28 protein-coding genes and 5 pseudogenes are annotated in these 25,963 nt (G+C 30.3%); 14 read left to right on the forward strand and 19 right to left on the reverse strand.

Annotation, left to right across the window (positions count from 1 at the left end; genetic code table 11):
- Positions 1–60 precede the first annotated feature (60 nt).
- The 11 genes and pseudogenes from bdr (bpSLO_RS07750) to bpSLO_RS07800 form a co-directional block, all read right to left on the reverse strand.
- Positions 61–636: a Bdr family repetitive protein gene (bdr, locus tag bpSLO_RS07750; RefSeq protein WP_246990246.1), complete on the reverse strand. Its 576-nt coding sequence runs from the start codon at positions 634–636 to the stop codon at positions 61–63.
- Between the two features lie 312 nt (positions 637–948).
- A pseudogene (locus bpSLO_RS07755) lies at positions 949–1,923 on the reverse strand (variable large family protein); the annotation flags it as partial.
- A gap of 267 nt (positions 1,924–2,190) precedes the next feature.
- Positions 2,191–2,820: a Vsp/OspC family lipoprotein gene (locus bpSLO_RS07760; RefSeq protein WP_432432511.1), complete on the reverse strand. Its 630-nt coding sequence runs from the start codon at positions 2,818–2,820 to the stop codon at positions 2,191–2,193.
- A gap of 213 nt (positions 2,821–3,033) precedes the next feature.
- Positions 3,034–3,675, reverse strand: a complete 642-nt coding sequence (gene bdr / locus bpSLO_RS07765) for a Bdr family repetitive protein (RefSeq protein ID WP_025407647.1) — start codon at positions 3,673–3,675, stop codon at positions 3,034–3,036.
- A gap of 41 nt (positions 3,676–3,716) precedes the next feature.
- Positions 3,717–3,878: a hypothetical protein gene (locus bpSLO_RS07770; protein ID WP_246990248.1), complete on the reverse strand. Its 162-nt coding sequence runs from the start codon at positions 3,876–3,878 to the stop codon at positions 3,717–3,719.
- 370 nt (positions 3,879–4,248) lie between these two features.
- Positions 4,249–5,295 carry a variable large family protein gene (locus tag bpSLO_RS07775; RefSeq protein WP_246990292.1) on the reverse strand — a complete coding sequence of 349 codons (1,047 nt, stop codon included), beginning with the start codon at positions 5,293–5,295 and terminating at the stop codon, positions 4,249–4,251.
- 123 nt (positions 5,296–5,418) lie between these two features.
- A pseudogene (locus bpSLO_RS07780) lies at positions 5,419–6,220 on the reverse strand (variable large family protein).
- Between the two features lie 228 nt (positions 6,221–6,448).
- Positions 6,449–7,087: a Vsp/OspC family lipoprotein gene (locus bpSLO_RS07785; protein ID WP_246990249.1), complete on the reverse strand. Its 639-nt coding sequence runs from the start codon at positions 7,085–7,087 to the stop codon at positions 6,449–6,451.
- A 193-nt stretch (positions 7,088–7,280) separates the two neighbouring features.
- Positions 7,281–7,922, reverse strand: coding sequence for a Bdr family repetitive protein (gene bdr, locus bpSLO_RS07790; protein ID WP_246990250.1), 642 nt, complete (start codon positions 7,920–7,922; stop codon positions 7,281–7,283).
- A 39-nt stretch (positions 7,923–7,961) separates the two neighbouring features.
- Positions 7,962–9,253 (reverse strand): annotated as a pseudogene (locus bpSLO_RS07795) (PBSX family phage terminase large subunit).
- A 5-nt stretch (positions 9,254–9,258) separates the two neighbouring features.
- The gene (locus tag bpSLO_RS07800) at positions 9,259–9,831 is read right to left on the reverse strand and encodes a DUF603 domain-containing protein (RefSeq protein WP_246990251.1); all 573 of its coding nucleotides are present in this window, start codon (positions 9,829–9,831) and stop codon (positions 9,259–9,261) included.
- Between the two features lie 117 nt (positions 9,832–9,948).
- On the opposite strand from bpSLO_RS07800, the gene bpSLO_RS07805 reads away from it, so the two are divergent.
- Both bpSLO_RS07805 and bpSLO_RS07810 read left to right on the forward strand, forming a co-directional pair.
- Positions 9,949–10,377, forward strand: a complete 429-nt coding sequence (locus bpSLO_RS07805) for an Mlp family lipoprotein (RefSeq protein ID WP_246990253.1) — start codon at positions 9,949–9,951, stop codon at positions 10,375–10,377.
- Between the two features lie 466 nt (positions 10,378–10,843).
- Entirely contained in the window at positions 10,844–11,602 is a 759-nt protein-coding gene (locus bpSLO_RS07810) for a tyrosine-type recombinase/integrase (RefSeq protein WP_246990255.1), read from the forward strand.
- A gap of 235 nt (positions 11,603–11,837) precedes the next feature.
- On the opposite strand, the gene bpSLO_RS07815 is transcribed toward bpSLO_RS07810, so the two are convergent.
- The 7 genes from bpSLO_RS07815 to bpSLO_RS07845 all read right to left on the reverse strand — a co-directional run bounded on the left by bpSLO_RS07815 (position 11,838) and on the right by bpSLO_RS07845 (position 15,435).
- Complete coding sequence (locus tag bpSLO_RS07815) at positions 11,838–12,656, reverse strand: DNA adenine methylase (protein WP_246990257.1); 819 nt, start codon at positions 12,654–12,656, stop codon at positions 11,838–11,840.
- Complete coding sequence (locus tag bpSLO_RS07820) at positions 12,653–13,069, reverse strand: DUF261 family protein (RefSeq protein ID WP_246990259.1); 417 nt, start codon at positions 13,067–13,069, stop codon at positions 12,653–12,655. The genes bpSLO_RS07815 and bpSLO_RS07820 overlap by 4 nt, the downstream gene beginning before the upstream one ends.
- 19 nt (positions 13,070–13,088) lie before the next feature.
- On the reverse strand, positions 13,089–13,430 hold the full coding sequence (locus bpSLO_RS07825; protein ID WP_025407631.1) for a hypothetical protein: 342 nt from the start codon (positions 13,428–13,430) through the stop codon (positions 13,089–13,091).
- A 69-nt stretch (positions 13,431–13,499) separates the two neighbouring features.
- Positions 13,500–13,883, reverse strand: coding sequence for a single-stranded DNA-binding protein (locus bpSLO_RS07830; RefSeq protein ID WP_241803714.1), 384 nt, complete (start codon positions 13,881–13,883; stop codon positions 13,500–13,502).
- The gene (locus tag bpSLO_RS07835) at positions 13,858–14,052 is read right to left on the reverse strand and encodes a hypothetical protein (protein WP_246990260.1); all 195 of its coding nucleotides are present in this window, start codon (positions 14,050–14,052) and stop codon (positions 13,858–13,860) included. Before bpSLO_RS07835 ends, bpSLO_RS07830 begins: the two co-directional genes overlap by 26 nt.
- A 25-nt stretch (positions 14,053–14,077) precedes the next feature.
- Positions 14,078–14,749, reverse strand: coding sequence for a DUF244 domain-containing protein (locus bpSLO_RS07840; protein WP_246990261.1), 672 nt, complete (start codon positions 14,747–14,749; stop codon positions 14,078–14,080).
- Between the two features lie 167 nt (positions 14,750–14,916).
- Complete coding sequence (locus bpSLO_RS07845) at positions 14,917–15,435, reverse strand: hypothetical protein (RefSeq protein ID WP_246990263.1); 519 nt, start codon at positions 15,433–15,435, stop codon at positions 14,917–14,919.
- Positions 15,436–15,618: 183 nt separating this feature from the next.
- On the opposite strand from bpSLO_RS07845, the gene bpSLO_RS07850 reads away from it, so the two are divergent.
- From bpSLO_RS07850 to bpSLO_RS07880, 7 genes are all read left to right on the forward strand, one after another.
- Entirely contained in the window at positions 15,619–16,731 is a 1,113-nt protein-coding gene (locus bpSLO_RS07850; protein WP_246990265.1) for a plasmid maintenance protein, read from the forward strand.
- Positions 16,732–16,740: 9 nt separating this feature from the next.
- Entirely contained in the window at positions 16,741–17,301 is a 561-nt protein-coding gene (locus bpSLO_RS07855; RefSeq protein ID WP_246990266.1) for a DUF226 domain-containing protein, read from the forward strand.
- The gene (locus bpSLO_RS07860) at positions 17,277–18,029 is read left to right on the forward strand and encodes a ParA family protein (RefSeq protein ID WP_246990267.1); all 753 of its coding nucleotides are present in this window, start codon (positions 17,277–17,279) and stop codon (positions 18,027–18,029) included. Before bpSLO_RS07855 ends, bpSLO_RS07860 begins: the two co-directional genes overlap by 25 nt.
- A gap of 40 nt (positions 18,030–18,069) precedes the next feature.
- Entirely contained in the window at positions 18,070–18,630 is a 561-nt protein-coding gene (locus tag bpSLO_RS07865; RefSeq protein WP_246990269.1) for a chromosome replication/partitioning protein, read from the forward strand.
- A gap of 11 nt (positions 18,631–18,641) precedes the next feature.
- Entirely contained in the window at positions 18,642–18,794 is a 153-nt protein-coding gene (gene bdr / locus bpSLO_RS08175) for a Bdr family repetitive protein (RefSeq protein WP_432432512.1), read from the forward strand.
- A 581-nt stretch (positions 18,795–19,375) separates the two neighbouring features.
- The gene (locus tag bpSLO_RS07875; protein WP_051480062.1) at positions 19,376–19,882 is read left to right on the forward strand and encodes an ERF family protein; all 507 of its coding nucleotides are present in this window, start codon (positions 19,376–19,378) and stop codon (positions 19,880–19,882) included.
- 28 nt (positions 19,883–19,910) lie between these two features.
- The gene (locus bpSLO_RS07880; protein ID WP_246990271.1) at positions 19,911–20,327 is read left to right on the forward strand and encodes a hypothetical protein; all 417 of its coding nucleotides are present in this window, start codon (positions 19,911–19,913) and stop codon (positions 20,325–20,327) included.
- A gap of 130 nt (positions 20,328–20,457) precedes the next feature.
- Here bpSLO_RS07880 and bpSLO_RS07885 read toward each other — a convergent pair.
- Positions 20,458–20,625 (reverse strand): annotated as a pseudogene (locus bpSLO_RS07885) (BBA14 family lipoprotein); the annotation flags it as partial.
- A 208-nt stretch (positions 20,626–20,833) separates the two neighbouring features.
- Here bpSLO_RS07885 and bpSLO_RS07890 point away from each other — a divergent pair.
- From bpSLO_RS07890 to bpSLO_RS07910, 5 genes and pseudogenes are all read left to right on the forward strand, one after another.
- Complete coding sequence (locus bpSLO_RS07890) at positions 20,834–21,472, forward strand: Vsp/OspC family lipoprotein (RefSeq protein WP_246990272.1); 639 nt, start codon at positions 20,834–20,836, stop codon at positions 21,470–21,472.
- A 261-nt stretch (positions 21,473–21,733) separates the two neighbouring features.
- A complete protein-coding gene (locus bpSLO_RS07895) occupies positions 21,734–22,747 on the forward strand; it encodes a variable large family protein (protein WP_246990294.1) in 1,014 nt (337 codons plus the stop codon).
- Positions 22,748–22,866: 119 nt separating this feature from the next.
- The gene (locus tag bpSLO_RS07900) at positions 22,867–23,514 is read left to right on the forward strand and encodes a Vsp/OspC family lipoprotein (protein ID WP_281506699.1); all 648 of its coding nucleotides are present in this window, start codon (positions 22,867–22,869) and stop codon (positions 23,512–23,514) included.
- 218 nt (positions 23,515–23,732) lie between these two features.
- Complete coding sequence (locus bpSLO_RS07905; RefSeq protein ID WP_246990295.1) at positions 23,733–24,821, forward strand: variable large family protein; 1,089 nt, start codon at positions 23,733–23,735, stop codon at positions 24,819–24,821.
- A 97-nt stretch (positions 24,822–24,918) separates the two neighbouring features.
- Positions 24,919–25,927, forward strand: a pseudogene (locus bpSLO_RS07910) (variable large family protein); the annotation flags it as partial.
- Between the last annotated feature and the right edge of the window lie 36 nt (positions 25,928–25,963).

The raw sequence follows: 25,963 nt of genomic DNA on the forward strand, positions 1-25,963 counted from the left end.
ATTTTCTAAAAAAATAACTGATATGTAGTCAAAGAAAGAAAAGGTTTAATTAATTTAAATTCATTTATTCAACAATGAATAGACTATGGATATTAATGTTAAAATTATTCCTATATTTAGGGTAATAATAGTTCCAAACATCCAACCATGAAGTCTTAATGTACTCTTAAGTTCCATTTTGTTAACATCAATCTTATTATCAAGTTCATTAAATTTAGTATCGAATTTATTATCCAAGTCTTTAATATCGGATTTTAATTCACTTTTAACATTATCAATCTTAGTGTTAAGATTATTCTCAACAGTATCTATTTTGTTATCCAGGTCTTTAATGTCTGATTTTAATTCACTTCTGACTGTATCAATTTTAGTATCTAAGTCTTTAATATCAGATTTTAACTCATTTCTAACGTTGACAATTTTATTATCAAGGTCTCTAATCTCAGCTTGTAAGGTTGCTTCTACCTTTTCAAGCTTAAGGTTAAAAGTAGTCTCTAAATACTCAATATCTTTATAAGTCAGTTCATTTTTATAATATCTGTAAGATAAATCAATAGCAATATCTCTATTAATACCAGCTCTAGTAAGTTCAGCTATAACCATTTGTTGAGTAATAACAGGTTGTGCAAGTCCCATAAAAATCTCCTTATGTAATTATTATATAATATCTTAAGTGTTATAGGAACCTTATGTTAGTAAAATGTGCCTTAAGAAGGTCCCTCAATCTAACATAAAGTATTTAGTCTATTTTCTTTAGCTTATCAAAAAGCTCAAATGTAGTCTTACCATCAATCTGTTGTCAAAGGATTACTACCAATACTATTTAGACCTGAATTATTACAAGATAGTAAAAAAGGAAAACCGCTCCCTTAAATACAGAGAAATAGTTTTCCTCAAATGACTTTATTTAGTTATGTATTGCTTACTAATCCTATTTAGTCCTGATTATTAGTTCTTCTTAGCTTCAGAGGTTGTATTATCAATAGTTAAAGGAGTATCAATAGAATTGAATTTCATAGTATCTTTAACAGTCTTAAGCCCTGTATCAATTGTTTCTCTTATCGCTATTGTTAGAGTACCCAATGCTTTAGTTACTGCGCTTATTGTTACACCTTTAACTGCAACAGAAACATCAGCATCATTACTATTAGAAAACTTACCATTCTTAGCCATAGCTCTTAAAGCTATACCTCCTGCAATAGTTGCATCTTTAGGGGAAACACCAATATTAGCATTAGCATCATTATTCTCAGCTAACTTAGCTGCTTTACCCTTATCTTCAATTATAGTTTTTAGTATATCAGCTCCCGTTACAGCACCAACAGCTTTAGCAGCATCAGTAACAACTTTTTTGGCATTAGCTTGAGCGCCAGCAGCACCATTACCAGTAACAAATAATTTACCTGCTTCACCATCAGCAGCATTTCCATTAGTCCTAGCGGTATTACCATCTTCAGCTTTTTTATCATCTCCCGCATCAGGATTCCCCTTGTCTTTTAGTACTACATCTACAATTGATTTAATTCCTTTTGCTAGTTTATCGACTTCAGCACCAGCAGTACCACCGTTATTCTGAGCAGCAACATTACCAAGCAACTCATCACCTGTAGTACCAATAGCCTCACTAGCAGTCTTAGCCCCCTGGATTATCTTATCAAGAGTGGTTGTAACTAAATTAGTTACAGCAGTCTCAACTGTAGAAGAATTAGGATGATTCTCAGATTTCATATCAGCAACAATTTTATTAAGGGACCTCTTAGTAGATGAAAGAGTATCCTGAACGGTCTTAAAGTAGTTCCCAACATCAGACTTCTTAGTATTAGTATTAAACCCTAAAACCCCTCCAACCATATCAGAAAAGGAAGTAAAAATATTTAAGAAGTCATTACTTAAACTAATAACAGATTTTAAGAATCTACTCTGAAGAGCCTATAAATAAGCAATTTAAGATTTTATTAAGTGATAAAACAAGATAAAATCAAGGCATAAATATAAGTCTAAAAGATAAAAGAAATCATAAGTAATCTTAAAGAAGGAGACCAAAGTAGTCAAGCAAGTAAAAAGAGAATTAAAAACAAAATAAGCTAAGAGAAGCATACTCTTAGCTTATTATTTATAGACTTTATTTTATCAGATAATTACGATTAATTAAAAAGTAATCTTATAATAATAAATTAACTTGTTTATGCCTTAGGTGTTAGAGGGTTTAGCAGGGAGTGTAAGCTCCTTAATTGCAGCTGTTACTGCATCTTCAGCAGCTGTGAACAACGCATCAATTGCTGTGTTGAGCTTATCAAGCTCTTCTCTTCCTTTAGTTTTATCACCATTATCTTTAAGAATAGCTTTCTTTACATCGTCATCCTTAGCTCCTTCTTTATCAAACTCATTAGTAGCACCTTTTACCGTAGTTAAGAAAGCTGTACTTTCCTTCTTAGCACTACCAACTTTTGCCTTTAAATCACTTGAGAGGCCATCTTGTTTCTCTAATGCTCCTAATTTAGTATCCACAGCTTCTATAACACTATATACTCCTGCAAGTAAAGAACCATTATGATCAGCTATATCACCAAGACCAGCAGCACCAACTTTCTTCCCAATAGCTTTAGCAAGTTCATCAATAGACTTAACTAAAGTATGAACTTCTTTAACACTCTTAGCAAAAGCAACAGCGTTTTTTATGTTTTTAGTTATTTTATCTAGGTCAAGGATTGTACCATCAGACTTAGCCGCTTGTCCATCTTTAGGAGAAGTCCCTGAATTATTACAAGACATAAGTAAAAATAAAGTCATTAATAATGCACAAAAAGTAATTCTTTTCATTATCACGTGCCTCCTTATTACCTCAAGGAGCAAAATGGTTAACAACCTTTGAACAAAATAAAAACAGTAAATAAAGAACATAGATGCTTTAACATTTCAGATACTGTGTGTAATTTAACAATTAATGAAGTTAAATTGTACTTAAAATTTTAATGTTTTGTAAAAAAATAATTAACAGAAGGTCAATTAAATAAGAGAGATAATCAAATAAATTTACTTTACTAATAATGACATTAATGCTAAGAATATTCCTATATTAAGAGTAATAAGGGTACCAAACATCCACTTATGTAATCTTGATGTACTATCAAACTTAATTTTATTAATTTCCATATCTTTTCTAACAAGAAAAACCTCATTGCTCACAGATGCAATATCAGATTTTAACTCACTTTTAACGTTGTCAATCTTATTATCAAGTTCATTAAATTTAGTATCTATTTTGTTATCAAGTTCATTGAATTTGGTATCTATCTTAGTGTTAAGATTATTCTCAACAGAATCTATTTTGTTATCAAGTTCATTGAATTTAGTATCAATCTTGATGTTAAGATTATTCTCAACAACATTAATTTTATTATCAAGGTCTCTAATATCGGATTTCAAGTTCGTCTCAACCCTTTGAATCTCAGCTTGTAAGGTTGCCTCTACAGATTTAATTTCAACTTGTAAAAGTGCTTCAACCTTTTCAAGTTTAATATCAAAATTTTCTTTTAAGAATTCAATATCTTTGTAAGTCAGTTCATTACGATAGTATCTGTAAGATAAATCAATAGCAATATCTCTATTTATACCAGCTTTAGTAAGTTCAGCTATAACCATTTGTTGAGTAATTACTGGTTGAGCAAGTCCCATAAAAACACTCCTTATATAATTATTATATAATATCTTAAGTGTTATAGGAACCTTCTTTTAATAAAATGTGCTTTAAGATTACGCATACTTAGAGTCAATAACATATATGATGCAGAAAGGCTATCTAATGAATCATCATCACTCTTACCATCTCCTTTGTATTTATAAATATCAGATATAGCTGATTTACTTAAATAATCCATAATACTAAGTTTAGATGTCGAAAACGGCTCTATTAACGTAGTAATTCTAGTAAATTTATTACTTATAGGTTTAATTGGTACAATCTTAACTTATGACTCATACCTGCTCTAAGATTAAGAAATGCTTTAGTCACATTTCCATGCCCAAAAACGTTATCCCTATCTTCAATATATAGTGTTAGGTCAAAATTCTTTAGTTTATAAAAAAGCTGAAATGAAATCTTACCATCAATCTGTTGTGAAAAGATTGGTATCAATACTATTTAGACCTGGATACTATTACAAATAGTAAAAAAAGGAAAACAATTCTTATAAAAAGAAAAGTTTTCCTACAATGACTTTATTTAGTTATGTTTTATTAATAATTATTTTATTGTTGTCCACTAGTTGCTGTTTCTGCAGGTGTAGTAGAATCTGCAGATTTATCTTCTTGTTTAACTGTAGCTAGTGCTTCACTTATTGTTTTTAAACCAGTATCAACAGTTTTTCTTATTGCTATTATTAGAGTACTTAAAGTCTTACCAACAGCATTAGCAGCTACTCCATTTACTGCATTGGCATATTTATCATCATTATTAGCAGCAAATTTACCATCTTTAGCCATAGCTCGCAGTGCAATACCAGCAGCAATAACTGCATCTTTCTGTGCTGCTGCACCAAAATCTTTATTATCATCTTTCTTAGCAGCAGCAATCTCAGCAGCATTCTTTGCCTGATCAATTTCAATCTCATTATTAGCAGCCTCACCCGACTTAGCAATAGCTTTTAATATGTCAGCCCCAGTTACTGCTCCAATAGATGAGCTAGCAGCAGCAGCTTGTGCTTCTTCAGCATTAGCTTTACCACCAAACAACTTACCAACTACTTTATTCTTCTCTCCACTAGTTTTAGTAGCATCTGCATTCCCTTCATTGTCTTTTAAAACTATATCAACCATTGTTTTCATTCCTTTAACAAGTGTGTTTACTGCATCTTTATTAGCAGGTGCAGCATCAGTATCTTTAACAGCATTACCAATAACAGTATCAGTAGTAGCCCCTTTTGATGCCTCCTTTGCTCCTGCAGCAATTTTATCTAATGTCCCTGTAATAAATTGCGCAACTACTTCTTTTACTTTTGGATAGTTACTATTCTCTGCCATCACAGTGTTTAATTTATTTTTTACTGATATCATAGTAGTTTCAATATCACTAAAGTATTTCCCTATATCAGATTTTTTAGTTTCTGCTTTAATACCAAAAGCCCCAGAAACCATATCAGAAAGAGAAGTAAAAACATCTAAGAACCCTTTACCCAAATTAGCAATAGAAGTTAAGAATGTGGTTTTAGGATCTTCCACCTTAGCACTACCACTGCCACAGCCAAGAAGTAAAAATAAAGTCATTAATAACGCACAAAAAGTAATTCTTTTCATTATCACGTGCCTCCTTATTACCTCAGGGGAGCTAGATAAAAACAAAAGGAAAACGAATCCCATGAAGAGAAGAGTTTTCCTAAAATGACTTTATTTAGTTATGTATTTGTTATTACTTATTTATTGTTACTGTCCACTAGCTGTTGCGCCTGTAGGCGTAGTAGAATCTACAGATTTATCTTCTTGTGTAACTGTAGCAAGAGCATCACTTATTGATTTTAATCCACTATCAACAGTATTCCTAATAGCAATAATAAGAGTACTTAAAGTCTTACCAACAGCACTAGCCGCTGCTCCATTAACTGCATGGGCAGATTTCTCTTCATTACTCTTAACAGCAAATTTACCACCCTTAGCCATAGCTCTTAAGGCTATTCCTGCTGCTATTACCGCATCCTTCTTTTCAAATAATTTTCCAATGTCTTTTTTATCATCTTCTGCTGTTTTAGTAGCAGTAGCATTTCTCTCATTGTCTTTTAACACTACACCAACTATTGTCTTAGTCCCTTTAACAAGAGAATTTACACTTGCTGCATCTGCTGCTACAGCAGCCTGATCTGCAGTAGAATTCCCACTTGTAGCCCCACTAGCAGCGGTCTTAGCCACCATCAGAAATCTTGTCTAATACATCTGTAATAAATGTATCAACAACTTCCTTCACTTTTGGATAATTACCATGCTCTGTAACTACAGTGTTTAACTTCTCTTTAACCGATGTCATAGTGTCAGCAATATTAGTGAAATAAGCTCCAATATCACTCTTTTTTGTTTCTGCTTTAATGCCCAAAGCCCCAGCAACCATATCAGAAAGGGAAGTAAAAACATCTAAGAACCCTTTACCCAAATTAGCAATAGAAGTTAAAAACATGGTTTTAGAATCTTCAGCATTAGTACTCCCACCCCCACAGCTAAGAAGTAAAAATAATATAAAATTAAAATCAAGGCATAAATATAAATCTAAAAAATAAAAGTAATCAAAAAAATCTAAGAAGTATAATAAAGAAGTAAAGCAAAAAAATAGAGAATAAAGAAACAAAATAAGCTAAGAGAAAAAAACTCCTAGCTTATTATTTATAGACTTTATTTTATCAGATAATTACGATTGATTAAAAACTAATCTTATAATCCTATAATAATTAAATAATTTATTTCTTAATTAGAACTTAGTAGGTTCTACCTTAGCAGGAGTTGTAAGCTCCTTAATTGCAGCCGTTACTGCATCTTCAGCGGCCGTTAACAATTCACCAATAGCTATGTTTAACTGCCCAAGTTCAGTAGCTCCTTTATCTTTAGTATTATTTGTTATAAGTAAAGCTGCTTTTGCATGATCGTCAGTAGCTCCTTCTTTACCAAGATCAGTATGATTGGTTTTCAATTTACCTAAGAACGCTTCGGCTTTGCTTTTAGAATCATTAACTTTTTGCTTCAATTCATCAGAAAGTTCGTTTGTTTTTGCTAATGTGTCTAATTTAGACTTTACAGTTGATATTATTTGAAATGACCCTGCAATTATACCCCCATTATGATTATTATCAGTAGCAAGAGTATCTCCGTTTTGGATTTTCTTACCAATAGCTTTAGCGAGTTCATCAATGGACTTAACTAAAGTATGAACGTCTTTAACATTTTTTGCAAAAGCTACAGCCTCTTTTATGTTATTAGTTATTTTAGCTAAATCAATAACAGTTCCATCAGACTTAGCCGCTTGTCCATCTTTAGGAGAAGTCCCTGAATTATTACAAGACATAAGTAAAAATAAAGTCATTAATAACGCACAAAAAGTAATTCTTTTCATTATCACGTGCCTCCTTATTACCTCAGGGACAAGATGGTTAACAAGCTTCGAACAAAATAAAAAAAGCTAAGAGCATAGATACTTTAACATTTCAGAAATTAAACACAACATAACAACTAATCTATTAATTGTCTCTAACAAAATTTAAATAATTTTTGTAAAAAAAATTAAATAAGGGACTAATTAAATAAATTTACTTTACTAATAATGACATTAATGCTAAGAATATTCCTATATTAAGGGTAATAAGGGTTCCAAACATCCAATTATGTAGTCTTGATGTACTCTTAAATTCTGATGTGGCTTTATCAAGTTTATTATCAAGCTCCATTTTGTTAACATCAATCTTATTATCCAAGTCTTTAATGTCAGATCTTAATTCACTTCTGACTGTATCAATCTTATTATCCAGGTCTTTAATATCAGATCTTAATTCACTTCTGACTGTATCAATCTTATTATCCAGGTCTTTAAATTTAGTGTCAATCTTTACATTTAAGTTACTTTCAATAGAATCTATTTTGTTATCAAGGTCTTTAATATCAGATTTTAACTCATTTCTAACAATGTCAATCTTGTTATCAAGCTCAGTTTTAACAGAAATAATCTCAGATTTTAAACTACGCTCTAACATCTCAAGTTTTAAGTTAAAATTACTCTCTAAATACTCAATATCTTTATAAGTTAGTTCATTACGATAATATCTTTTAGAGAGATCATTTGCAACAAAATCTTGCATACCCATTTTTACAAATTCTTGATATATAATCTCCTCTGTAATATGCCCATTAAAAATTTGTGTATTAACAACAGAATGTAGTGATGAATCTTGCATAAAATCTCCTTATGTAATTATTATATAATATTTTAAGTATTATAGGAACCTTATGTTAGTAACATATACTTTAAAAGAACGGGTACCCAGAGTCAATAACATATATGATGCTGAGAGGATATCTAATGAATCATCATCACCCTTACCATCTGCTTAGAAGTAGCAAATAATTCTATTAACATAGTAATTCTAGTAAATTTATTACTTATAGGTTTAATTGGAGCAACTTTAAACTTATGACTCATACCCACTCTAAGTGTAAGAAATGCTTTAGTTACATTCCCATGCCCAAAAACGTTATCCCTATCTTCAACATATAGTGTATGTACATTAAGATTTGTAAGTATAGTTTTAATTATATTTAACACTCTAGGATCACCTGCTGTAATTTTTCTTGAAATATAAATGCATAATAACTTTGATCTACTCGCTCTAGAACACAAATAGCTGTATTATCTCCTCCAATACTGTATGCAGGATCTAAATATGCTATTGAGGAGATAAATTCATGATTACTTGTAAGATTAATATTAGTAAATATCGCATCATTAGATGCAACCCATTCTCCAAGTAAAACCCTTGCTTTATATGTTGGCATTCCTCTGCAAATCTCTTCTTAGGTTTTAATAAAATCCCTAGAAATTAATTTATTATCATATGTTGTAAAGTTATATGTAGAGTAAATTTTTGTGTTATCAATATAATTCCTTTTAAAGAAATGCTCTGGACTCTCAGGATTGGTATCAAATATAATTGTTTCCATACCTACTCTAAGTCTCTTTAAACATTCTATTAATGTTTCCTTATGAAGAGTAGTTGCTTCATTAACGTAAATAAGTGCAGAATAAACACCTCTAAACCGCTCAAAATCACTCACCCCTATCACCACCATACAGATTAACTTTTAGAGAGTCTCTTTCAAAATACGATGTATTAGAAAATTTTGGCTTAAAGGGTATCTTAAGCATGTTAGCAATCTTTTCAAACTCACCCACAACATTAATCTCTAATGATTTTTGTGAATTACCTATTATAAAATTATTAGTATCTTCTATATATAAATGTCTATTCTTAATGAGTATCTTTAGATATAAATAACATGCTAGAAATGTTTTACCGCTAGAAATCCCACCTGATAGGATAATCTTACTTTGTTTATTCTTCTCAATGTTATATATTACCTCAAGTTATTTTGAAGTTGAATATTTATTCTTAAATCCTTTAAAATCAATGTCCAATCCTTTCGGTTTAATTAAATCTGATATATCAACACCATATTTTTTATATTTCTTTTTCAATTTGATAAATAGACTTGATTTTAGAAATTCCATTTCTATTATTCCCTACCTTTACTAAGGTCAAGTACAGACTTAAGTTTAAGCAAGGGTTTATAACATAAAGTCATTTCTTTACTTGCAATACTTGTCTCAAGCTCATTAAGTTTAGTTATTTTCAAAACAAGTTCTTCATTAAGACTTGCATAGTTATTAGAATCTGAATTTCTAATTTTTTCCTTTTGATTCTCTATCTCTTCATGCAACGCTACAGCCCTACTCAAATCTTCTTGTAATTCTAATTGAAAATATTTATTGAATGAATTTAAGAAACGTAATGCTATCTTATTTTTTTCAATCTCTACTTGATTCTTAAGTCTATTTGCTTCACTCTCAGTCTCAAAACTTCGGGCAAGCATATTATTGAAAGTATCTTCACGAATAGTAATTTTACTATTTTCATTCTCATACTGCTGGTCATCTTTAATCTCTTCCCATTTGCGTCGCATCTTTCCTACATTAACACGACTAACTCCAAGCTCTTTTGCAATACTAGCGTCATTAAGTTTTCCTTCTCTAAAATACACAACATAATCATCTAATGATTTCTTTATCCTGCTCATATCTCTTAACATAAAAGTTATAACAAAACAATAATTTTTACAAAAACAATTAATACCTATAAGTACATGCACACTAAAGACGTGTAAATAGAGATATATTTTTAAAATCAAAAAGATAAGGGGATTTATATGAATAAAATTAATTTTATTTTGGTGTTGGCACTACTAATTAGTAGTTGTGAATATGAGCATGGAAATGCTACACCTAAGAGTAGAGTTAAAAGAAACTTGGAAGAACAAGAAGAAGTACAAAAAACACCTGAAGAAGTGTTAAGAGAAAAATTAAATGATACTCAAAAGCAAGGATTAGAATTTTTAAAAGATACTTTAGGTGATGATAATAAGCTAAATGAAATTCTAAAACAAGATGAAAGCAAAGTTAAAGCTGCACTTGAACATATAAATACTGAGCTTGAAAAATGCAAAGGTGATAATGCTAGCCAGCAAAAAGAAACTTTTAAAACTCTAGTAAAGGAATATTTTAAAGGAAATAATAATTTAGACAATATTGTTGGTGAAAACAGTCAATTACAAAGCATGTGTGGAGCAGGAAGTTAAAAGCACCTCTAATAATCAAAAAGTTAAGAAATAATATTTAAGAAAAGTAGATTTAAGAGAATAAGACAACAAATATCCTAGATAAAAAAGCATGAAAAAGAATAAATTAAACTCGTTATAAAAATGGTAAGAGTAACTATAAAAGTAAACCTTTGGTTAACAGAAAGAGAGAATTTAAAATTTGTACTAAACAATCCATCATTGCAAAGTAGAAAGCCACTAAATAGACAAATAAAGCACATGTATAGCAAAATTTAAAGTATTTGTTAAAGATAACACAAAGTATACTAGATATTTTGTGCTCATCCCTTTAAAAACAACCTTTCTACAAATTACAAGTATTCTATACACAATATTTCTCTTGCAATGGAGACCTTTAAAAATTGACTCTACATGTAAGTATTTGCTAATATTTTTATAACTAATTTTATCTATTTTTAAACTATTTAGTTAACTTTGAAATTACATGAAAGGGAAACATTTAATTAACTGCAATCTTAACTTAAAAATTAAAGAATTAGAAATGCAAAATGAGCGCTTAAGTGAAGAATTATCTCTACTTAAAAGCTCACTTAAAACTAGAAATACTAAAAAATTAAACACTCCTGTAAGATTTTATCTAAATGACAAGACAACTAGACTAGTAAAACGTTCTATAGAGAGACTTAAAGAACAAGACCCAATCTCAGGATGGTTTGTACACTTACTCTCAATTACTGGTTGTAGGGGTGTTGAAATGCAAAATGTAAAACTTACTGACATATATCAAGAGACAAGCAGTAATGGTGAAGTATTCTATTCTATTCGTGTTAATGTAGCTAAAAAACGCAGCAATATCTGTATAAGAGAAGTAGTTATTAGTAAGTTTGAATTTGATTCTATTATGAGGGCACATCAAGAATATTTTAGCTCTAGAGACAAAGACAGTAGGCGTACTTACCTATTTCAAAAAAGTAAACTCAAATTTCGTGACAATAAAATTAACATAACTGAAATTTCAAAACAATTTAAGGAATTACTTATTAAGGGAGGATTTAAACATCGCAAATCTCTACATATACTCCGTAATATATTTATAGCATCACTAAAGTCTAGAGGATATAATTCATTTGAAATTAAAGAGCTTATGAAATACTCATCTACTTCTGAGATTGATAATGTTTATGGACTCTCAAGTGCAAGTAAAATACAGGCTTACAAAGATATCAAAACTAGCTTGAAATAATTATTAATTTTTGCTAATATCTTTAGGGTACTACTCCCCATTTCAAGATTTTTACCAACTTTAAAATAAATACCTAAAGATAAAATTAGGTATTTATTTACAAAAAAATATTTGTTAAGCTTTTGTTTTTGATAATTCTTTGGTTTATAATATATATATTCTTTGAACTAAAATTTCATTATGCAGGGAAAAAAAGACTCTAAACTTTTCTAGGGTCTTTTTTCCATATACAAATTTACGCCTGCATTTTAAACATTTCCTTTTGAATATAACGAGTATCACGGAAGTCCATCCTTGACTTATTAGTTTTGTATGAAGTAGCTAGTATTTCATGTTTAGTTTTCTTAAAAATACTTGCTACACCAGTTGATCGTGCTACATAGTTTACGAAAAGATTATGCTTTAAGAAAAGCTCAACTACTCTTAAATCATCAAATTCACTTATTGCAAATTGCCAACTATATCTCTTCATCTCTATAATAAGCCTTTCTAGAGAATCTAAATTCCATCCACGATTATCAGCAAGATTGCCACGTGAAATTGAATATGGAGGGTCAAGATATACAAATGTTGAGCTTACCTTGTCTCGCCTAGGTAGTGCTGCTAAAAATTTAAAAATATCACGTGACGTAAATATTGCATTATCAAGCATCTCTTTAAATCTAGACTTATAAGTTTCAAGGGTTTCTAAAAAAAACCTCTTAGCATTACTTCGATTTAACTTCATAGTTGAACCGGATGAACCATAAAGTGAATACAAACATCTAAGCACCATGTATTCGATTTTGTCTCTGTTCTCATTAATAATGCTATCATAAATAATTGCATCTCTTACACGCTTGTAGAGCAACTCAGGGTCTTGCTTTAAGATATAGAAAAACTTATATATAAATTTAGAATTATCATTGAGTATATTGTAATGGGCTAATGGCTTTGCAAAAAATACAGCTCCTGTACCAAAAAATCCTTCAATATACTGGGTATGCCTAGGAAAAAGACTTATAATATCAGCACTATAAAGGTATTTACTTCCTTCTCTACTTAGTAGTTTCAATATTTCTTAAATATTCTCCTTGATGTAATTTCATATTCAACACCCCGCTCCTTAAGCGTCAGTGAATCATAAAGCACAGATGCCGCATTAGTTACTATAAAATGATGACCTGGTGTATTTTTGATTTTAACTTCACTTATCTCAAATTCTCCATCTAAACATCTGTAAGCAGGGCCCTCCCACCTCACACTTGTCTTAATACCAAAACTTTGAAATATACCGGTTGGTGCTAAAATATAACAATTATTTCTCATATATCCTAAATAAACAAATTTGTGATAATTCTTATTTATATCATTAACACTAAACTGTAACTTTTTATACTTTTCTATGTAATAATGAAGACATAAAAAGTAACATCCCCATTGACGTACTGCTGAAATTAAATTTGGATTATTTTGCGTTATTTTCATCTCTAACCTTCAACCTCCATTAAATCTCTAAGTCTGGATCCTCAAGAAGACACTCTACACTACTATCATAAAAGTTTAGAATTTGATCTACAAATATAGAAATACTAAAGAAACTAGCTACAAATATACTCCTCTTGTTAATCTTAAGTATCCCATATCTTGAAGCAAAGTCAGAACTCTTTTTGCAAATGCTTAAAAATACATCTAAACATAACTTAGCATTCCCAATAGTAAGCCCTTCTCTGCAAAGTCTCTCAAATAGCATCTCACCTTGCCTGTCTTTCCTACAAAGTAAAACATCTTCAAAATCATATTTAGCTCCCATCATATTTTCTATAAGCTCCCTTTTTGATACTACCACCCCATACCTCCTTAACTTTTAATTTACCTTATATAACTACTAAAAAGGAATATCTTCATAAAACTCATCTTAAGACTGAGAATCATTAGTCTCTTGTGTCTTAATTGACGAATTTAAGATTTGAATATCATTTACCAAAATACTGTATTTACTCTTCCCCTCACCTGTACGCTTGTCATGCCAATTCTCACAGACAAGGGATCCACTAAGTACAACTTGAACCCCTCGTTTAAGCAAAGAAGTCAGGCTTTCGGCTCTAGAGCCAAAAATCACACAGTCAAAAAATTGTGCTTGTCTCTCCCACGAACTACTCCTCTTAACACCTCTATTATTAGCCAGAGTAAATTTTAATATAGGAAGACTATTACTAGTATAAGTAATCTCACAGTCTCTTGTTAAACGACCAGACATATTTAACGAATTAATATCAAACACCAGAACTCTCCTCATCATAAATCCTACTTAAAGCATCCATACGTCTTAAATCACAATCAAGTCTTCTCATATTTTCTAAAATTTCTCGTCTTGAATAATAATCCTGAATGAGTCTCGCTATACTTCGCATGCAAAACTTACATAAAAATCTTAAAGCCTTATAAGTAATTACTAAAAATAAAACCATAAATATAAACCTCATAAAGGTACCCTTAAACAGCATTTAAAATAGGAGTGGACCAATCATTAACTACATTTAAATTACTACTAAAGGTAAAATCCATAACAGAGCTTAAAAACTTAAATCTATCCTTAATAGCTCTCCTACTCATATCTAAATGAAATAGATTCCCATCAAAGTCATAATTTATATGTTCATTTAAAGAAAATTCTTTCATCAGAGCATCTATTTGAAATTTAAGTTTATCTTTAATAGGTTTTGTTAACCTAGACAACTCTAACGCATGATCCTTTTTAGTTGTCTCTTCTACCTTGTCAATTTCAGATTGCAATGCAATAATCTTTTCAAGACGTCTCTTCAAATCCAAATTTTCGTCTTCATCAATCTCAAGTTGACTTGCTTTTAAAAATGTTAAAAATTCAAATTTGAAATCCATATCACACAACTCTTGATACACAAAGCTATTCTTTAAAAGATCTTCAATAATAACACTCAGCTCGTCTAAATCAATATTTTTAATATCAATATCACTATTTGATTTTAAAGATTTGGCAATATTATTTACTTCTCTCTCCAATCTTGAAACCTCAGTCATTACAGCACTAATAAAATTATCATCCCTATTAATTACACAGTTGATTGCCTCATTACCTATGATAATAAATAAAATTCCCCTATCTAAACCTGTACATAAGAGCTGCATTCGTACTTGAACATAATATTTGAAGAAATATTTATTTTCTAAAAAATTACCGGTTCTGTTGTATTTACAAGCTGCACTTTTTAAGTAAAAATTATCACTAAATTTGATCTCAAGTAACTCTGCTTCTCCCGCGCTACTTACAAACCATCCATCAATTGTTGAACCAACTAATGTCCCACGGTCCTTAAATTCTTTAAAATAATTATATTTGTCAACACCGTTTGCATATTTGTTTTTTGTAACACTTCAATATTGCCTGCGTGCATACGAACAAATTCATCAAATCCTAAAGACTCTAGTATCTTCCCCTTTCTCATGCTTAAATTATCTTCAAATGGAATCTCTATTCCTATAGCTTTAAGTATCCTATCTCGCATTAATTTTTCTAAAGAATCAGCTCCAATAAACATACTTCCAACTTCACTTGCACCCATATGCTTTAATGCTTCTCTTTGCATACTAAAATCAACCTTACTATTAAACTTAAAACATTCATCTCTTCCAATTTTTGATAACTTACGTCCTATCTTGCTTATTTTACTTAACTGTTTTTGTTTACCTTTAAGATTTTCTTGAATTTGATATGCAAAAGATTCAAATCCTTCAAACACCATCTGCCTGTACAAACCAAATTGTTGCATCTCTACCTCTGATCTTTGTTCATTTATTTTTGTTACATCTATCATATTAAACTCCTACTTTATGAGTTACTAAAAACAAATATATAGCAAAAAATATTTACAAAAAATGTTATAAACATTAGCATTTTTGCTAAATTAAAAATAATTTTTATTTTTACTAATTACTGATTTACTTATAGCTAAATATTGAGTTATCATTATGATAAATAACTCATAAGGGAGATAATCATGGGAATCCAAAAAACTATAAAAAATCCTAGTTCATATAAAAACAAATACCAACACAAACTAATAGTACTAATATCAACAATTGAATATATCAATAATAAACATAAAAAATACACACAAAGCAATCTACTTTACTACTTTAATGGAAACTTAAAACGCAATGGATACAAAGAAACTACTCTTAAAACACTTCAAAAATATCTTTATAAATTAGAAAAAGAATTTAAAGTAACAATGAATTATCACAGACATTTGGGGGTTAGCATGGGTACTGAAGTTTATTACAAACTTAAATACTCTAAAAAAGAATGTCATCACATAATCAATAAACACTTTAGAGATAAAAAAGAAGAAAGACACAAAAACCGTGTAAATGGCTACTTTAAAAAAAGATGTAATAAAAAGGGGAGTGTAAAAAAGGCGGAGTGTTTTAATAATACTTATAATAATAAAGAAGAAGACAAAAACATAAAATCTATAGAAAGATTACAAATAGAAAAATACGCTAAGAAATGCAATTTTAAATCAAATGCTTTCCTCTCTATTTTGAATTTGGAAGCGAAAAAAGATTTTAAAATTCAATCATTAAAAGCCATTAAAATAGCTGAAAATAGTGAGTATAAAAAAATAAATAATACTAAACCAAATAATGGTAAACTTAAAAGTAAACAAAAAGAATTAAGTAGAATACTAGAGGAGACAAAAGCTAATCTAGAGAATGAAGGATATGACAATAAACAATTAGAGATCCAAATAAAAAACGTGTATGAACAATATAAAAACAAACCACACTTTATCATAGAAAAAGATAAATACAGTGATCTAGAAAAAATAATAGGAAAACTTAAAAAAACAGTTGAATATGCTAATAAAAACACACAAGAAAGTGAGAGAGAAATTAGGAATAACGTATTTAGCATACTTCTTGAACAATTAAGACATAAAGTAGACATATCTGTTTTAGTACCAATATTAAAGAATTATTTAAACAAACAGAACAAATTAGAGTATGGTAAAGTATTTAGTAATCATTACTATTACGAGCTTTTAGAATTGGTAAAAGAACAAAAAAGTTGTTTGAAGCATGCAGAGCTTAAACAATCTTTTACTTAAGGACTTGTTATGGATTGTATGTTGAAAAATGTAGAGAAGAAAAAGATAAAATTAATACCAAAAGAAGAGAAATCTCTTTTTATAAAAATAGAAGAAATTGAGGGTCGAAAAATATATCATACTAAAATCATGAAGGATTTATACAAATTTGGTATTGATAAAAATCAAAAACATAAATTTTTTATTTCGTTTAAAGGATTGTTTAATGAAGAAAAGGCAGAATGGTTTCGATTATTTTCTGTAAAGGAAGGTGATAAATTTTTAGGAATTTCTTATGGATATAGGAAACCAATAAAAAATACTATTAGGAGATATGAAGAGAATGGGGTGATTAAAGCGGTATCATTTTCAAAAGTGTACTATTTAGAATTTAGATTTAAAAAAGGTAGCGTATTTTGTTATTTGAGGGGATTTATTTATTTGCTTAGGAAAGATAGAGTTCATAAACAATATTACAGAACTTTAATTGATATGTTAGCAAAATTAGAAAGACAAGTATATGAATTTTATGGTAAAAAATTACCGGAAGGAGGTCTTATAACCAAATGGATAGAAAAAAACCAGAAGTAATAACAATTTCATCGATTAAAGGTGGTGTTGGTAAGAGTACAAGTGCCTTGTTCTTTAGCAATATATTGTCACATGAAGGTTACAAAGTTTTGCTGATTGATAGTGATCCCCAAGCTAGTATTACAAGTTATTTCTTATTTAAATTGCAGGAACAAAATGTAGATATTGAAAGATATAATCTATATGAAATTTTCAAACAAAGAAAATATATAGAAAATTGTATCTTTAACGTAAGTAGTTGTATAGATTTAATTCCTAGTTCATTAGAATTGTCTTCTTTTAATTCCGAAAGTATTCCTTTGCAAGATAATCTATTAGAAAAAAGACTTTTAACAGTCAAATTCGAATACGATTATATAATAATCGATACAAATCCTAGCTTAGGACATCTTTTAAATAATGCCTTGATTATTGCTGATTACCTAGTTGTTCCTATTAATTCTGATTTATGGGCAGTTGAAAGTATAGATTTAATAGTAGATGCTACGAAAAAAGTTTATAGGGAAGATCTTTTGCCCAATTTTTTGGTAACGGGTGCTTTAGAAAGACAAAGCATTGATAAAGAAATAATATCAGAGTTAGAAACTCGGTATAAAAAAAACTTAATAGGAATAATTCCTAAAAGAGATGATATAAAAAAAACAGTATTTTATAGAAAAGAATTCTGTTTCAATAATGATTATTATCAAGAATATAAGAAATCTTTAAATAATCTTTTAAATAAATAACAAAAAAATAAATATCCAGTTATAGACAAAAGGAGTGTAAATGAGTGATAAAAATAAAATGATCATAGGGAGAAGAGTTAACATAAAAGAAAGTGTTTTGGAAACAAAATTATCAAAAGATAATCGTAAGGATGAATATTTAAGATTAAAAGACAAACTAAAGTCTTTAACTGTAGACGATATTTATAATAAAATAGAAACAGCAAAAATATTAAGTTTAATCAACAAAAGAAAGTTATATATTTTTGATGGGTATAAAAACTTTTATAGCTTTTTATCGGATTTTAAGATAGCAAAATCTCAAGCATATAAATATATAAAAATAGCTTCAGGCGTAGAACACGGTATTATCGATTATGATTTTGTAGCTAGTAATGGGATTGAGAATACCATTAAGAAGTTAGAAGACAATAGTATTATTAAAAAATCAAGACAAAATCCAATAAAACCATTAAGATTTCAGCTTAAAAAACAAGAAAGTTATGATTTTTATAAGCAAAATGCCAAGTTTACAAGTTTCTTAATGGATGAGCTTTTTGAACATCAAAGAGATTTGCTTGATAAGCTTTTGAAAAAGTATAAAGAATTAAAAGGGGAATAACGAGGAGTTTTATGGGTAATTTAGCATATAAGATATATAGAACAGAAGATTTAAAGAAGGAGTTTTTAAATAAGGGATTTACTGAAGAAGCTGTGAATTTTATTTTACTTCATAATGATAATTCTAATTTGGAAGTCTTAATAGAAAAAATGAATTCATTATAACAGCAAATTATTAATGTAGAGAAGAATTTACAAAAGGATATATCTAATCTAGATATTAAAATAGACAGTATAGAGAGGAATTTACTTAAGGAAATCCAAAATAATAATGCAGTACTATTAGAAAAACTTAATACTGGAAATAGAATCATATATTTAATGATCATAGGAATAGGAATTTTTTCCCAATTATTTCTTCTTTAATAAATAAATATTTTATAAATTAGTAATGGTTAAAATATTTGTAGCATATTAAGATAGTTAGTATTTATTAATATATACTTGATATTATTTCAAAAGTGTTGTATCCTACTACTAGGTATTGTTTATTGGCAATCACCTTTATGAGTGTGCTTAGTAAGGCATTAGAGCTTAGTTAAGAGTTCTGTTTAGAATTTTTAGTTAAGCTCTAATTTTTTGTGTTTATTTTTAGTTAAGTCAGGCAACATGTCAATGACCATTAAATTATAATCTTTGTTAATAATTATAAAATATTTACAAAGATATTTTGTTTGTTTTTTTGTCAAAAAATAGTTTTTTTGATATATATATTTGTTTTTAGTAACTCATAAAGGAGATTAAATATGGCAAAAAATATTATAAATACAAAAACTAGAATGCGTAAAACAGTTAAGAAACAGAGTAAACAAACAAGAAAAGTAACAGATATAAGAGTAAATAATCAAAGTTCAGTAACAAATGAGAATCAATCAAAGATAAACTTTCTAAAGTCTTTGCATAGTCTACAAATGCATTTAAGTGGTGTTGCTAAGAATCTTAATGGATATGGATATAAGTATCAAGATTTTAATGAGATAATAAGAGAGATAAAGAATGTTATAAAGAGCAATAATTTGGACATTGGTTTTATGCAATATCCAACCATAAAGAATTTTGATGGTGATTTAGTTAATGTTATTACAACAACATTTTACAGTCCCAAGAGTGGATATAGCGAGTCATTTGATACACCTATTTACAGCGAAGAATTAACTTCAACGGGAGTAAAGAATCAAAATATATTACCTCAACTTTTAGGTTCATGCATAACATATTTTAAAAGATATGCTCTTGTAGCATATCTTAATTGAGATTGAAGTTGACACTGATACTAGTTCCTTGGAGCATGTTCAAAAAGCTAATAAAGAACAAGCTAGTAGTGTGGATGTTCCACTTGTAAAATCTTTAAATGAAAGTAAAGGTATTAATACTAAAACAGTAACTAAAGGCATAACAAAACAGCAATCTGTAAGTCATAAATCTGTAGTTAGCCTTAAGAGTCTTCCTAAACGTATACCTGCTAAGTATCATTATTACAAGAAATTGCTACAAGCATCTAAAAGAGTGCATTCGGTATTAGATGATGCACCGTTTGATAGTTTAGAAATGATAGATAAGTTTTTACTACAATTAAAGAATGATGATGATTCGAGTATACTCAAGTTTTTTGAAACTAAACCAGAACTTAAAACTGTAAAGTATTGGACTGAGCTTATAAATAGTTATTTAAAGAGGACAGATTCTGATCAGAAGTAATTGGAGGTTTTTCTAAATTTTTAGTTTATAGGCAACCGAAATATGGTCAGAGTCCACTCAAATTATTTGGATATATAGCTAGTGATGGTAATTTTGGGTATCTATGTAAGTAAACAGAATTTTTATTCTTTCAATTTTGTAATTTTGAATATTTAATGTACACCATTTGGGCAATGGGTTTAATTATATTAGTATATTCTTTAAATAAATTGATATTAAACATTAAATCATCAAGTGTACTTTCAGATTTTAGTGTAGAAGCATTAAAGTAAGTAAACTTAGGATACTTTGGGTCATTAACCTTCTTCTTTGTTCAGGTTGTAGGAGGTGTTAGTTCTTCCGTTAGTGGTGCAATAGATATAAATGGAAAGATAAGGGTTGAGGAAGTTAGATTTGATAATTTTTCAAAATAATAAAGTCATTTGAGGAAAACTCTTCTTTTAATAAAAACTGTTTTCCTTTTATTTATGTCTTTCCCCCCTGCTGTAATAAGGAGGCACGTGATAATGAAAAGAATTACTTTAAGTGCGTTATTAATGACTTTATTTTTACTCATGTCTTGTAATAATTCAGGGACTTCTCCTAAAGATGGACAAGCGGCTAAATCTGATGGCACTCTTATTGATTTAGCTACAATAAGTTCGAAAATAACAGAGGCTGTTGCTTTTGCTAAAGATGTTAAGGGAGTTCATACTTTAGTTAAATCCATTGATGAACTCGCTAAAGCTATTGGGAAAAAAATTAAGCAAAATGCTGAAGAACTTGATGTGGATAATGGTAAAAATAATAAGAATGGAGAGTTAGTGGCAGGAGCATTTCAAGTGATGTTAACTTTGAAATCCCAATTGGAAAAATTAGAAAACAAAGCTGGATTTTCCGATGATCTTAAGAGAAAAGTTATTGATGTTAAGAATAAATGTAAAGTATTCGTGGATAAATTAAAAGCAGATGCTGATCTTGCTAAAGCAGAGGTCACAGATGAGCATGCACAAAAAACTATAGATGTAAGTAAGGATGATGAAAAAGGATCAAAGGCACTTGGTGATTTCAACAAATCAGTTGATGAATTATTAAAGACCGCTAATGATGCAGTAATAGCTGCAATTAAGGAGCTTACAACTTCTGCTAAACCTTCTAACACCTAAGGCATAAACAAGTTAATTTATTATTATAAGATTACTTTTTAATCAATCGTAATTATCTGATAAAATAAAGTCTATAAATAATAAGCTAGGAGTACACTTCTCTTAGCTTATTTTGTTTCTTTATTCTATATTTACTTCCTTTACTACTTTATTATTATATTTTTTAGATTTCTTTAATTACTTTTATCTTTTAGACTTATATTTATGCTTTGATTTTATCTTGTTTTATCACTTAATAAGAACTTAGATTGCTTATTTTTACTGCTTAGTTGTGGCAGTGGCAGTACTAAGTCTGAGGATCCTAAAACCTTATTCTTAACTTCTATTGCTAATTTAGGTAAAGGGTTCTTAGATGTTTTTACTTCTCTTTCTGATATGGTTGCTGGGGCTTTTGGTATTAAGGCTGACACTAAGAAATCTGACATTGGTAAGTATTTCATTTCTATTGAGACTACTATGAATACAGTTAAAAAGAATTTACAAGAGGAAGTTACTAAGAATGGAAATTACGTAAAAATTAAATCAGTCGTTGATACTTTTATCACAGGAACATTAGACAAGATCGCTGAAGGGGCTAAAACAGCTGCTAGTGGGGCTACTGGTGACGATAAGATTGGTGGTGCTACTGCTGGTCAGGATGCTGCACCTGCAGAAGTTGCAAGTGTAAACGCACTTGTTAAGGGTATTAAAATAATAGTTGACATAGTTTTAGAAAACAATGAAGGGAACCCAGTTGCTACTAAGACTGGAGATACAGAGAAGAAATCAATTGGTAAGTTATTTAGTGGGAAAAAAGATACTGATGGTACAGAAGTACAAGCTGCTGCTGCTAGTGCTTCAATTGGGGCTGTAACTGGGTCTGTAACTGGGGCTGACATATTACAAGCTATTGCTAAAGCTGCTTCAACCGAAGCTGACAAAGATATTGATAAAGCAAGTAATGCAGCAGAGATTGCTGCTGCTAAGGCTGATGCTAATGGTAAAGATTTTGGAGATGGGCAGAAAGATGCTGTTATTGCTGCGGGGATAGCACTGAGAGCAATGGCTAAGAATGGTAAATTTGCTGCTAAAACTGGGGAAGATAAATCTGCTCATGCAGTTAATGGTGTTGCTGCTAGTGCTGTTGGTAAGACCCTAAGTACTCTAATAATAGCAATAAGAAATACTGTTGATAGTGGTTTAAAGACAATTAGTGAAACACTTGCTACAGTTACACAAGAAGATAAATCCGCAGAAGCTACTACACCTGCAGAAACAACAGCTAGTGGACAGTAACAATAAATAATTATCAATAAACATAACTAAATAAAGTCATTTTAGGGAAACTCTTCTCTTCATGAGATTTGTTTTCCTTTTATTTATATTTGTCCCCTGAGGTAATAAGGAGGCACGTGATAATGAAAAGAATTACTTTTTGTGCGTTATTAATGACTTTATTTTTACTCATGTCTTGTAATAATTCAGGGACTTCTCCTAAAGATGGGCAAGCGGCTAAGGCTGATGGGACAATCCTTGACCTAGATACAATAACTAAAAACATAACAGAGGCTGTTGCTTTTGCTAAAGATGTTAAAGAAGTTCATACTTTAGTTAAATCCATTGACGAACTTGCTAAAGCTATTGGGAAAAAGATTGATGCTAATGGACTTGCTGCTGATGCTAATCATAATGGTTCTTTAATTGCAGGAGCATATAGTATAGTATTGGCTGTAAGTACTAAATTGGAAGAATTAGAGAAACAAGATGGAGTGTTTGCTGAATTGAAGACAAAGGTTACTTCTGCTAAAACCGCAAGTAAAAAATTCTTAGACAAATTAAAAGAAAAGAAGGATGATCTTGGTAAAAATGATGCTTCTGATGATGACACAAAAAAAGCTATAGATAGGACTAGTCAGCCTAATGGAGATAAGGGAGCTGAAGAACTTGGTAAATTGAATACAGCAGTTGATGCTTTGTTAACGGCTGCTGAAGCTGCAGTAGAGTCTGCAATTAAGGAACTTACAACTTCTGTTAAGTCAGCATCTTCTGCTCAATCTAACTAAGGATAAACAAGTTAATTATTTATTATAAGATTACTTTTTAATCAATCGTAATTATCTGATAAAATAAAGTCTATAAATAATAAGCTAGGAGTATTCTTCTCTTAGCTTTTTTTGTTTCTTTATTCTATATTTATTTGCTTTACTTCTTTATTATACTTCCTTAAGATTTCTTATGATTACTTTTATCTTTTAGACCTATATTTATGCCTTGATTTTACATTATTTTAGAACTTAATAATAACTTATATTGCTTATTTTTACTTCTTAGCTGTGGAAGTGGACAACAGGCTGCAAACTCAGGTAATCCTGGAACAGCAGGAGGAGAGCAACAAGGGGTGGGGAGTTTAAGTGCAGTGCTAATTGATGTAGGTAAAAGTGCTGAGAATGCCTTTTATTCTTTTTTGGAGTTACTCTCAGATACATTAGGATTAAGAGTAACTAAAGATACAACTAAAAGTCAGGTAGGAGATTATTTTAACAGTTTAGGTACTAAGCTTGAAGCAGCAGCAAATGACTTAGAACAAGTAGCAGTTAAATCAACAGCAGATCTTGAGAAAGATGGCTTATCAAACAAGTCAATCAGAAGTGCAATTGATGTAGCTAAGGAAGTGTTAAGTACATTAAAAGACCATTTAGATTCTTTAAAAGATATAGGTGATTCTACTAACAAGGTAGTAGGTGAGGTGGCTTCCCAACAAAACGGAGTAGCAGCAGCTACAGATGAATTAAAAAGAGCCCTTAAGGCTCTTCAAGGAATAGTGGAAACAGCTAAGACACAACAAGTTAAAGCTTTAAACACAAGTAGTGTGACATTAGCCTCAAATTCAATAGGAGTTGATGCAAAAGATGGAGCTAAGGTCTTAATAACGGGTAATAATGCACAAGCAGCAGCGGGAGATAAAGCTGCATTAATAGTATCAGCAGTAAGTGGAGAAGAAATATTAGCATCAATAGTTGCATCACAAGAAGGAGATGCAGATACAGGAATAGGAGCTAATGCAACTGCAAATACAAGTGCGGTGGCATTTGCAAAAGGAGGAGCTACTGCAGATCACTTAGCACAAGATGCAGCGTTAGCAAGTGCGGTGAGTGGAGGAATAGCCCTACGCTCATTAGTTAAAGGTGGTAAATTAGCTTCTCATAATAATAATGATGAAAAAGCAGTACAAGCAGCAGGAATAAGTGCAGTAAATAAGTTATTAGTAGCAGTAGAGGATGTAATTAAAAAGACAGTAAAGAATGTGCTTAAAACAGCGAAAGAAAAAATAGATGAAGCAAGAGCTCCAAAACCAGCAGCTCAGCAATAAAATAGATAATTAGATTAGCTTAAAAATAATATTAGAAGGAATATTAGATTTATATCTAAGATTCCTTCTATATTGTTGTAATTAACTTTAAGAAGTTAAATTGGCTGCTGAATCTAAAATTTCTTTCTTTGATTCACTTATCAAAATAGGTCATGGATTTCAAGAGATTTTTGGTATTTTTGGTAATGCTATTGGTGATACTTTTGGACTTACAGCAGTTAAATCGGGTGATAAGAAAAGTAAAGTTGGTGAACACTTTAAGACTATAGGAGATGGACTTACAACTACTAAGGATAAGTTAAATGAGCTATCAAATAAAATCTCTGAAGCAAAGAATGCTAATAGCGGTACAATTGAAGCTGTTAAGGGTGCAATTAACAGTGCAAATGATGTCTTTGAACGACTAATTGCTGCTCTAATTAAACTTGCTGATGCAACTAAAGATGATAACTCAATTGGTCATAATGATAATAATGCTGCTGCTGGTGCTGAAAAGGATGGAGTTGAAGCCATTATTGGGGGAATTCAAACAATTATTGCAGAAGCAGGGAAGTCTGGCATAGCAATCAAACCTGGAAATGCTGGTGGGCAGGTAACAGCTGCTGCTAATACCGCCGCCCCTGCTGTACTGAGTGGTCATAATAATTCAGCTGCAGGCGCTGGAGCTGGTGATAAGCTAGCAGCTGAAGTATCTAAAGCAGATCCATGGGCTATGATTGATAAGATTAAGAATGCTAAGGCTACTGTTCCTGCTACCCTTGCTCAAAGCAATAATAATGAAGCTGGAACACTAGCTGCTGCTAATGCTAATGCTAATGATAATAACTATGGTGCTAAAACTAATGCCGACCTAGTAGCTGCTGTTGTTCTCAAAGCAATGACTAAGGGTGGTAAATTTAGAGCTGATAATGCATGATGCTGAAACAGTTAAAGCTGCTGCTGTAACTGCTGTAAATAAGGTATTAGGAGTACTTGATTTTATAATTAGGAAAACAGTAGAAAGCAATCTAGATAAGATAAGAGAAGCTGTTAAGGGAATACAATATTCTGAAACTACTACTGAAGCAACTGAATCTAGTACTACTCAACCTGCTTCTACTAAATAAATTATCTATTTAAATAATCTAAATAAAGTCATTTGA

The sequence above is a fragment of the Borrelia parkeri genome (assembly GCF_023035815.1).
GTDB lineage: Bacteria > Spirochaetota > Spirochaetia > Borreliales > Borreliaceae > Borrelia > Borrelia parkeri.

Bases quoted from the DNA above. Each gene is read 5' to 3' on its own strand.
- bdr (WP_246990246.1), bottom strand. From the start codon at position 636: ATGGGACTTGCACAACCTGTTATTACTCAACAAATGGTTATAGCTGAA.
- bpSLO_RS07760 (WP_432432511.1), bottom strand. From the start codon at position 2,820: ATGAAAAGAATTACTTTTTGTGCATTATTAATGACTTTATTTTTACTT.
- bdr (WP_025407647.1), bottom strand. From the start codon at position 3,675: ATGGGACTTGCTCAACCAGTAATTACTCAACAAATGGTTATAGCTGAA.
- bpSLO_RS07770 (WP_246990248.1), bottom strand. From the start codon at position 3,878: ATGGATTATTTAAGTAAATCAGCTATATCTGATATTTATAAATACAAA.
- bpSLO_RS07785 (WP_246990249.1), bottom strand. From the start codon at position 7,087: ATGAAAAGAATTACTTTTTGTGCGTTATTAATGACTTTATTTTTACTT.
- bdr (WP_246990250.1), bottom strand. From the start codon at position 7,922: ATGCAAGATTCATCACTACATTCTGTTGTTAATACACAAATTTTTAAT.
- bpSLO_RS07800 (WP_246990251.1), bottom strand. From the start codon at position 9,831: ATGTTAAGAGATATGAGCAGGATAAAGAAATCATTAGATGATTATGTT.
- bpSLO_RS07805 (WP_246990253.1), top strand. From the start codon at position 9,949: ATGAATAAAATTAATTTTATTTTGGTGTTGGCACTACTAATTAGTAGT.
- bpSLO_RS07810 (WP_246990255.1), top strand. From the start codon at position 10,844: ATGAAAGGGAAACATTTAATTAACTGCAATCTTAACTTAAAAATTAAA.
- bpSLO_RS07820 (WP_246990259.1), bottom strand. From the start codon at position 13,069: ATGAAAATAACGCAAAATAATCCAAATTTAATTTCAGCAGTACGTCAA.
- bpSLO_RS07830 (WP_241803714.1), bottom strand. From the start codon at position 13,883: ATGATGAGGAGAGTTCTGGTGTTTGATATTAATTCGTTAAATATGTCT.
- bpSLO_RS07835 (WP_246990260.1), bottom strand. From the start codon at position 14,052: ATGGTTTTATTTTTAGTAATTACTTATAAGGCTTTAAGATTTTTATGT.
- bpSLO_RS07840 (WP_246990261.1), bottom strand. From the start codon at position 14,749: ATGCAGCTCTTATGTACAGGTTTAGATAGGGGAATTTTATTTATTATC.
- bpSLO_RS07845 (WP_246990263.1), bottom strand. From the start codon at position 15,435: ATGATAGATGTAACAAAAATAAATGAACAAAGATCAGAGGTAGAGATG.
- bpSLO_RS07850 (WP_246990265.1), top strand. From the start codon at position 15,619: ATGGGAATCCAAAAAACTATAAAAAATCCTAGTTCATATAAAAACAAA.
- bpSLO_RS07855 (WP_246990266.1), top strand. From the start codon at position 16,741: ATGGATTGTATGTTGAAAAATGTAGAGAAGAAAAAGATAAAATTAATA.
- bpSLO_RS07860 (WP_246990267.1), top strand. From the start codon at position 17,277: ATGGATAGAAAAAAACCAGAAGTAATAACAATTTCATCGATTAAAGGT.
- bpSLO_RS07865 (WP_246990269.1), top strand. From the start codon at position 18,070: ATGAGTGATAAAAATAAAATGATCATAGGGAGAAGAGTTAACATAAAA.
- bdr (WP_432432512.1), top strand. From the start codon at position 18,642: ATGGGTAATTTAGCATATAAGATATATAGAACAGAAGATTTAAAGAAG.
- bpSLO_RS07875 (WP_051480062.1), top strand. From the start codon at position 19,376: ATGGCAAAAAATATTATAAATACAAAAACTAGAATGCGTAAAACAGTT.
- bpSLO_RS07890 (WP_246990272.1), top strand. From the start codon at position 20,834: ATGAAAAGAATTACTTTAAGTGCGTTATTAATGACTTTATTTTTACTC.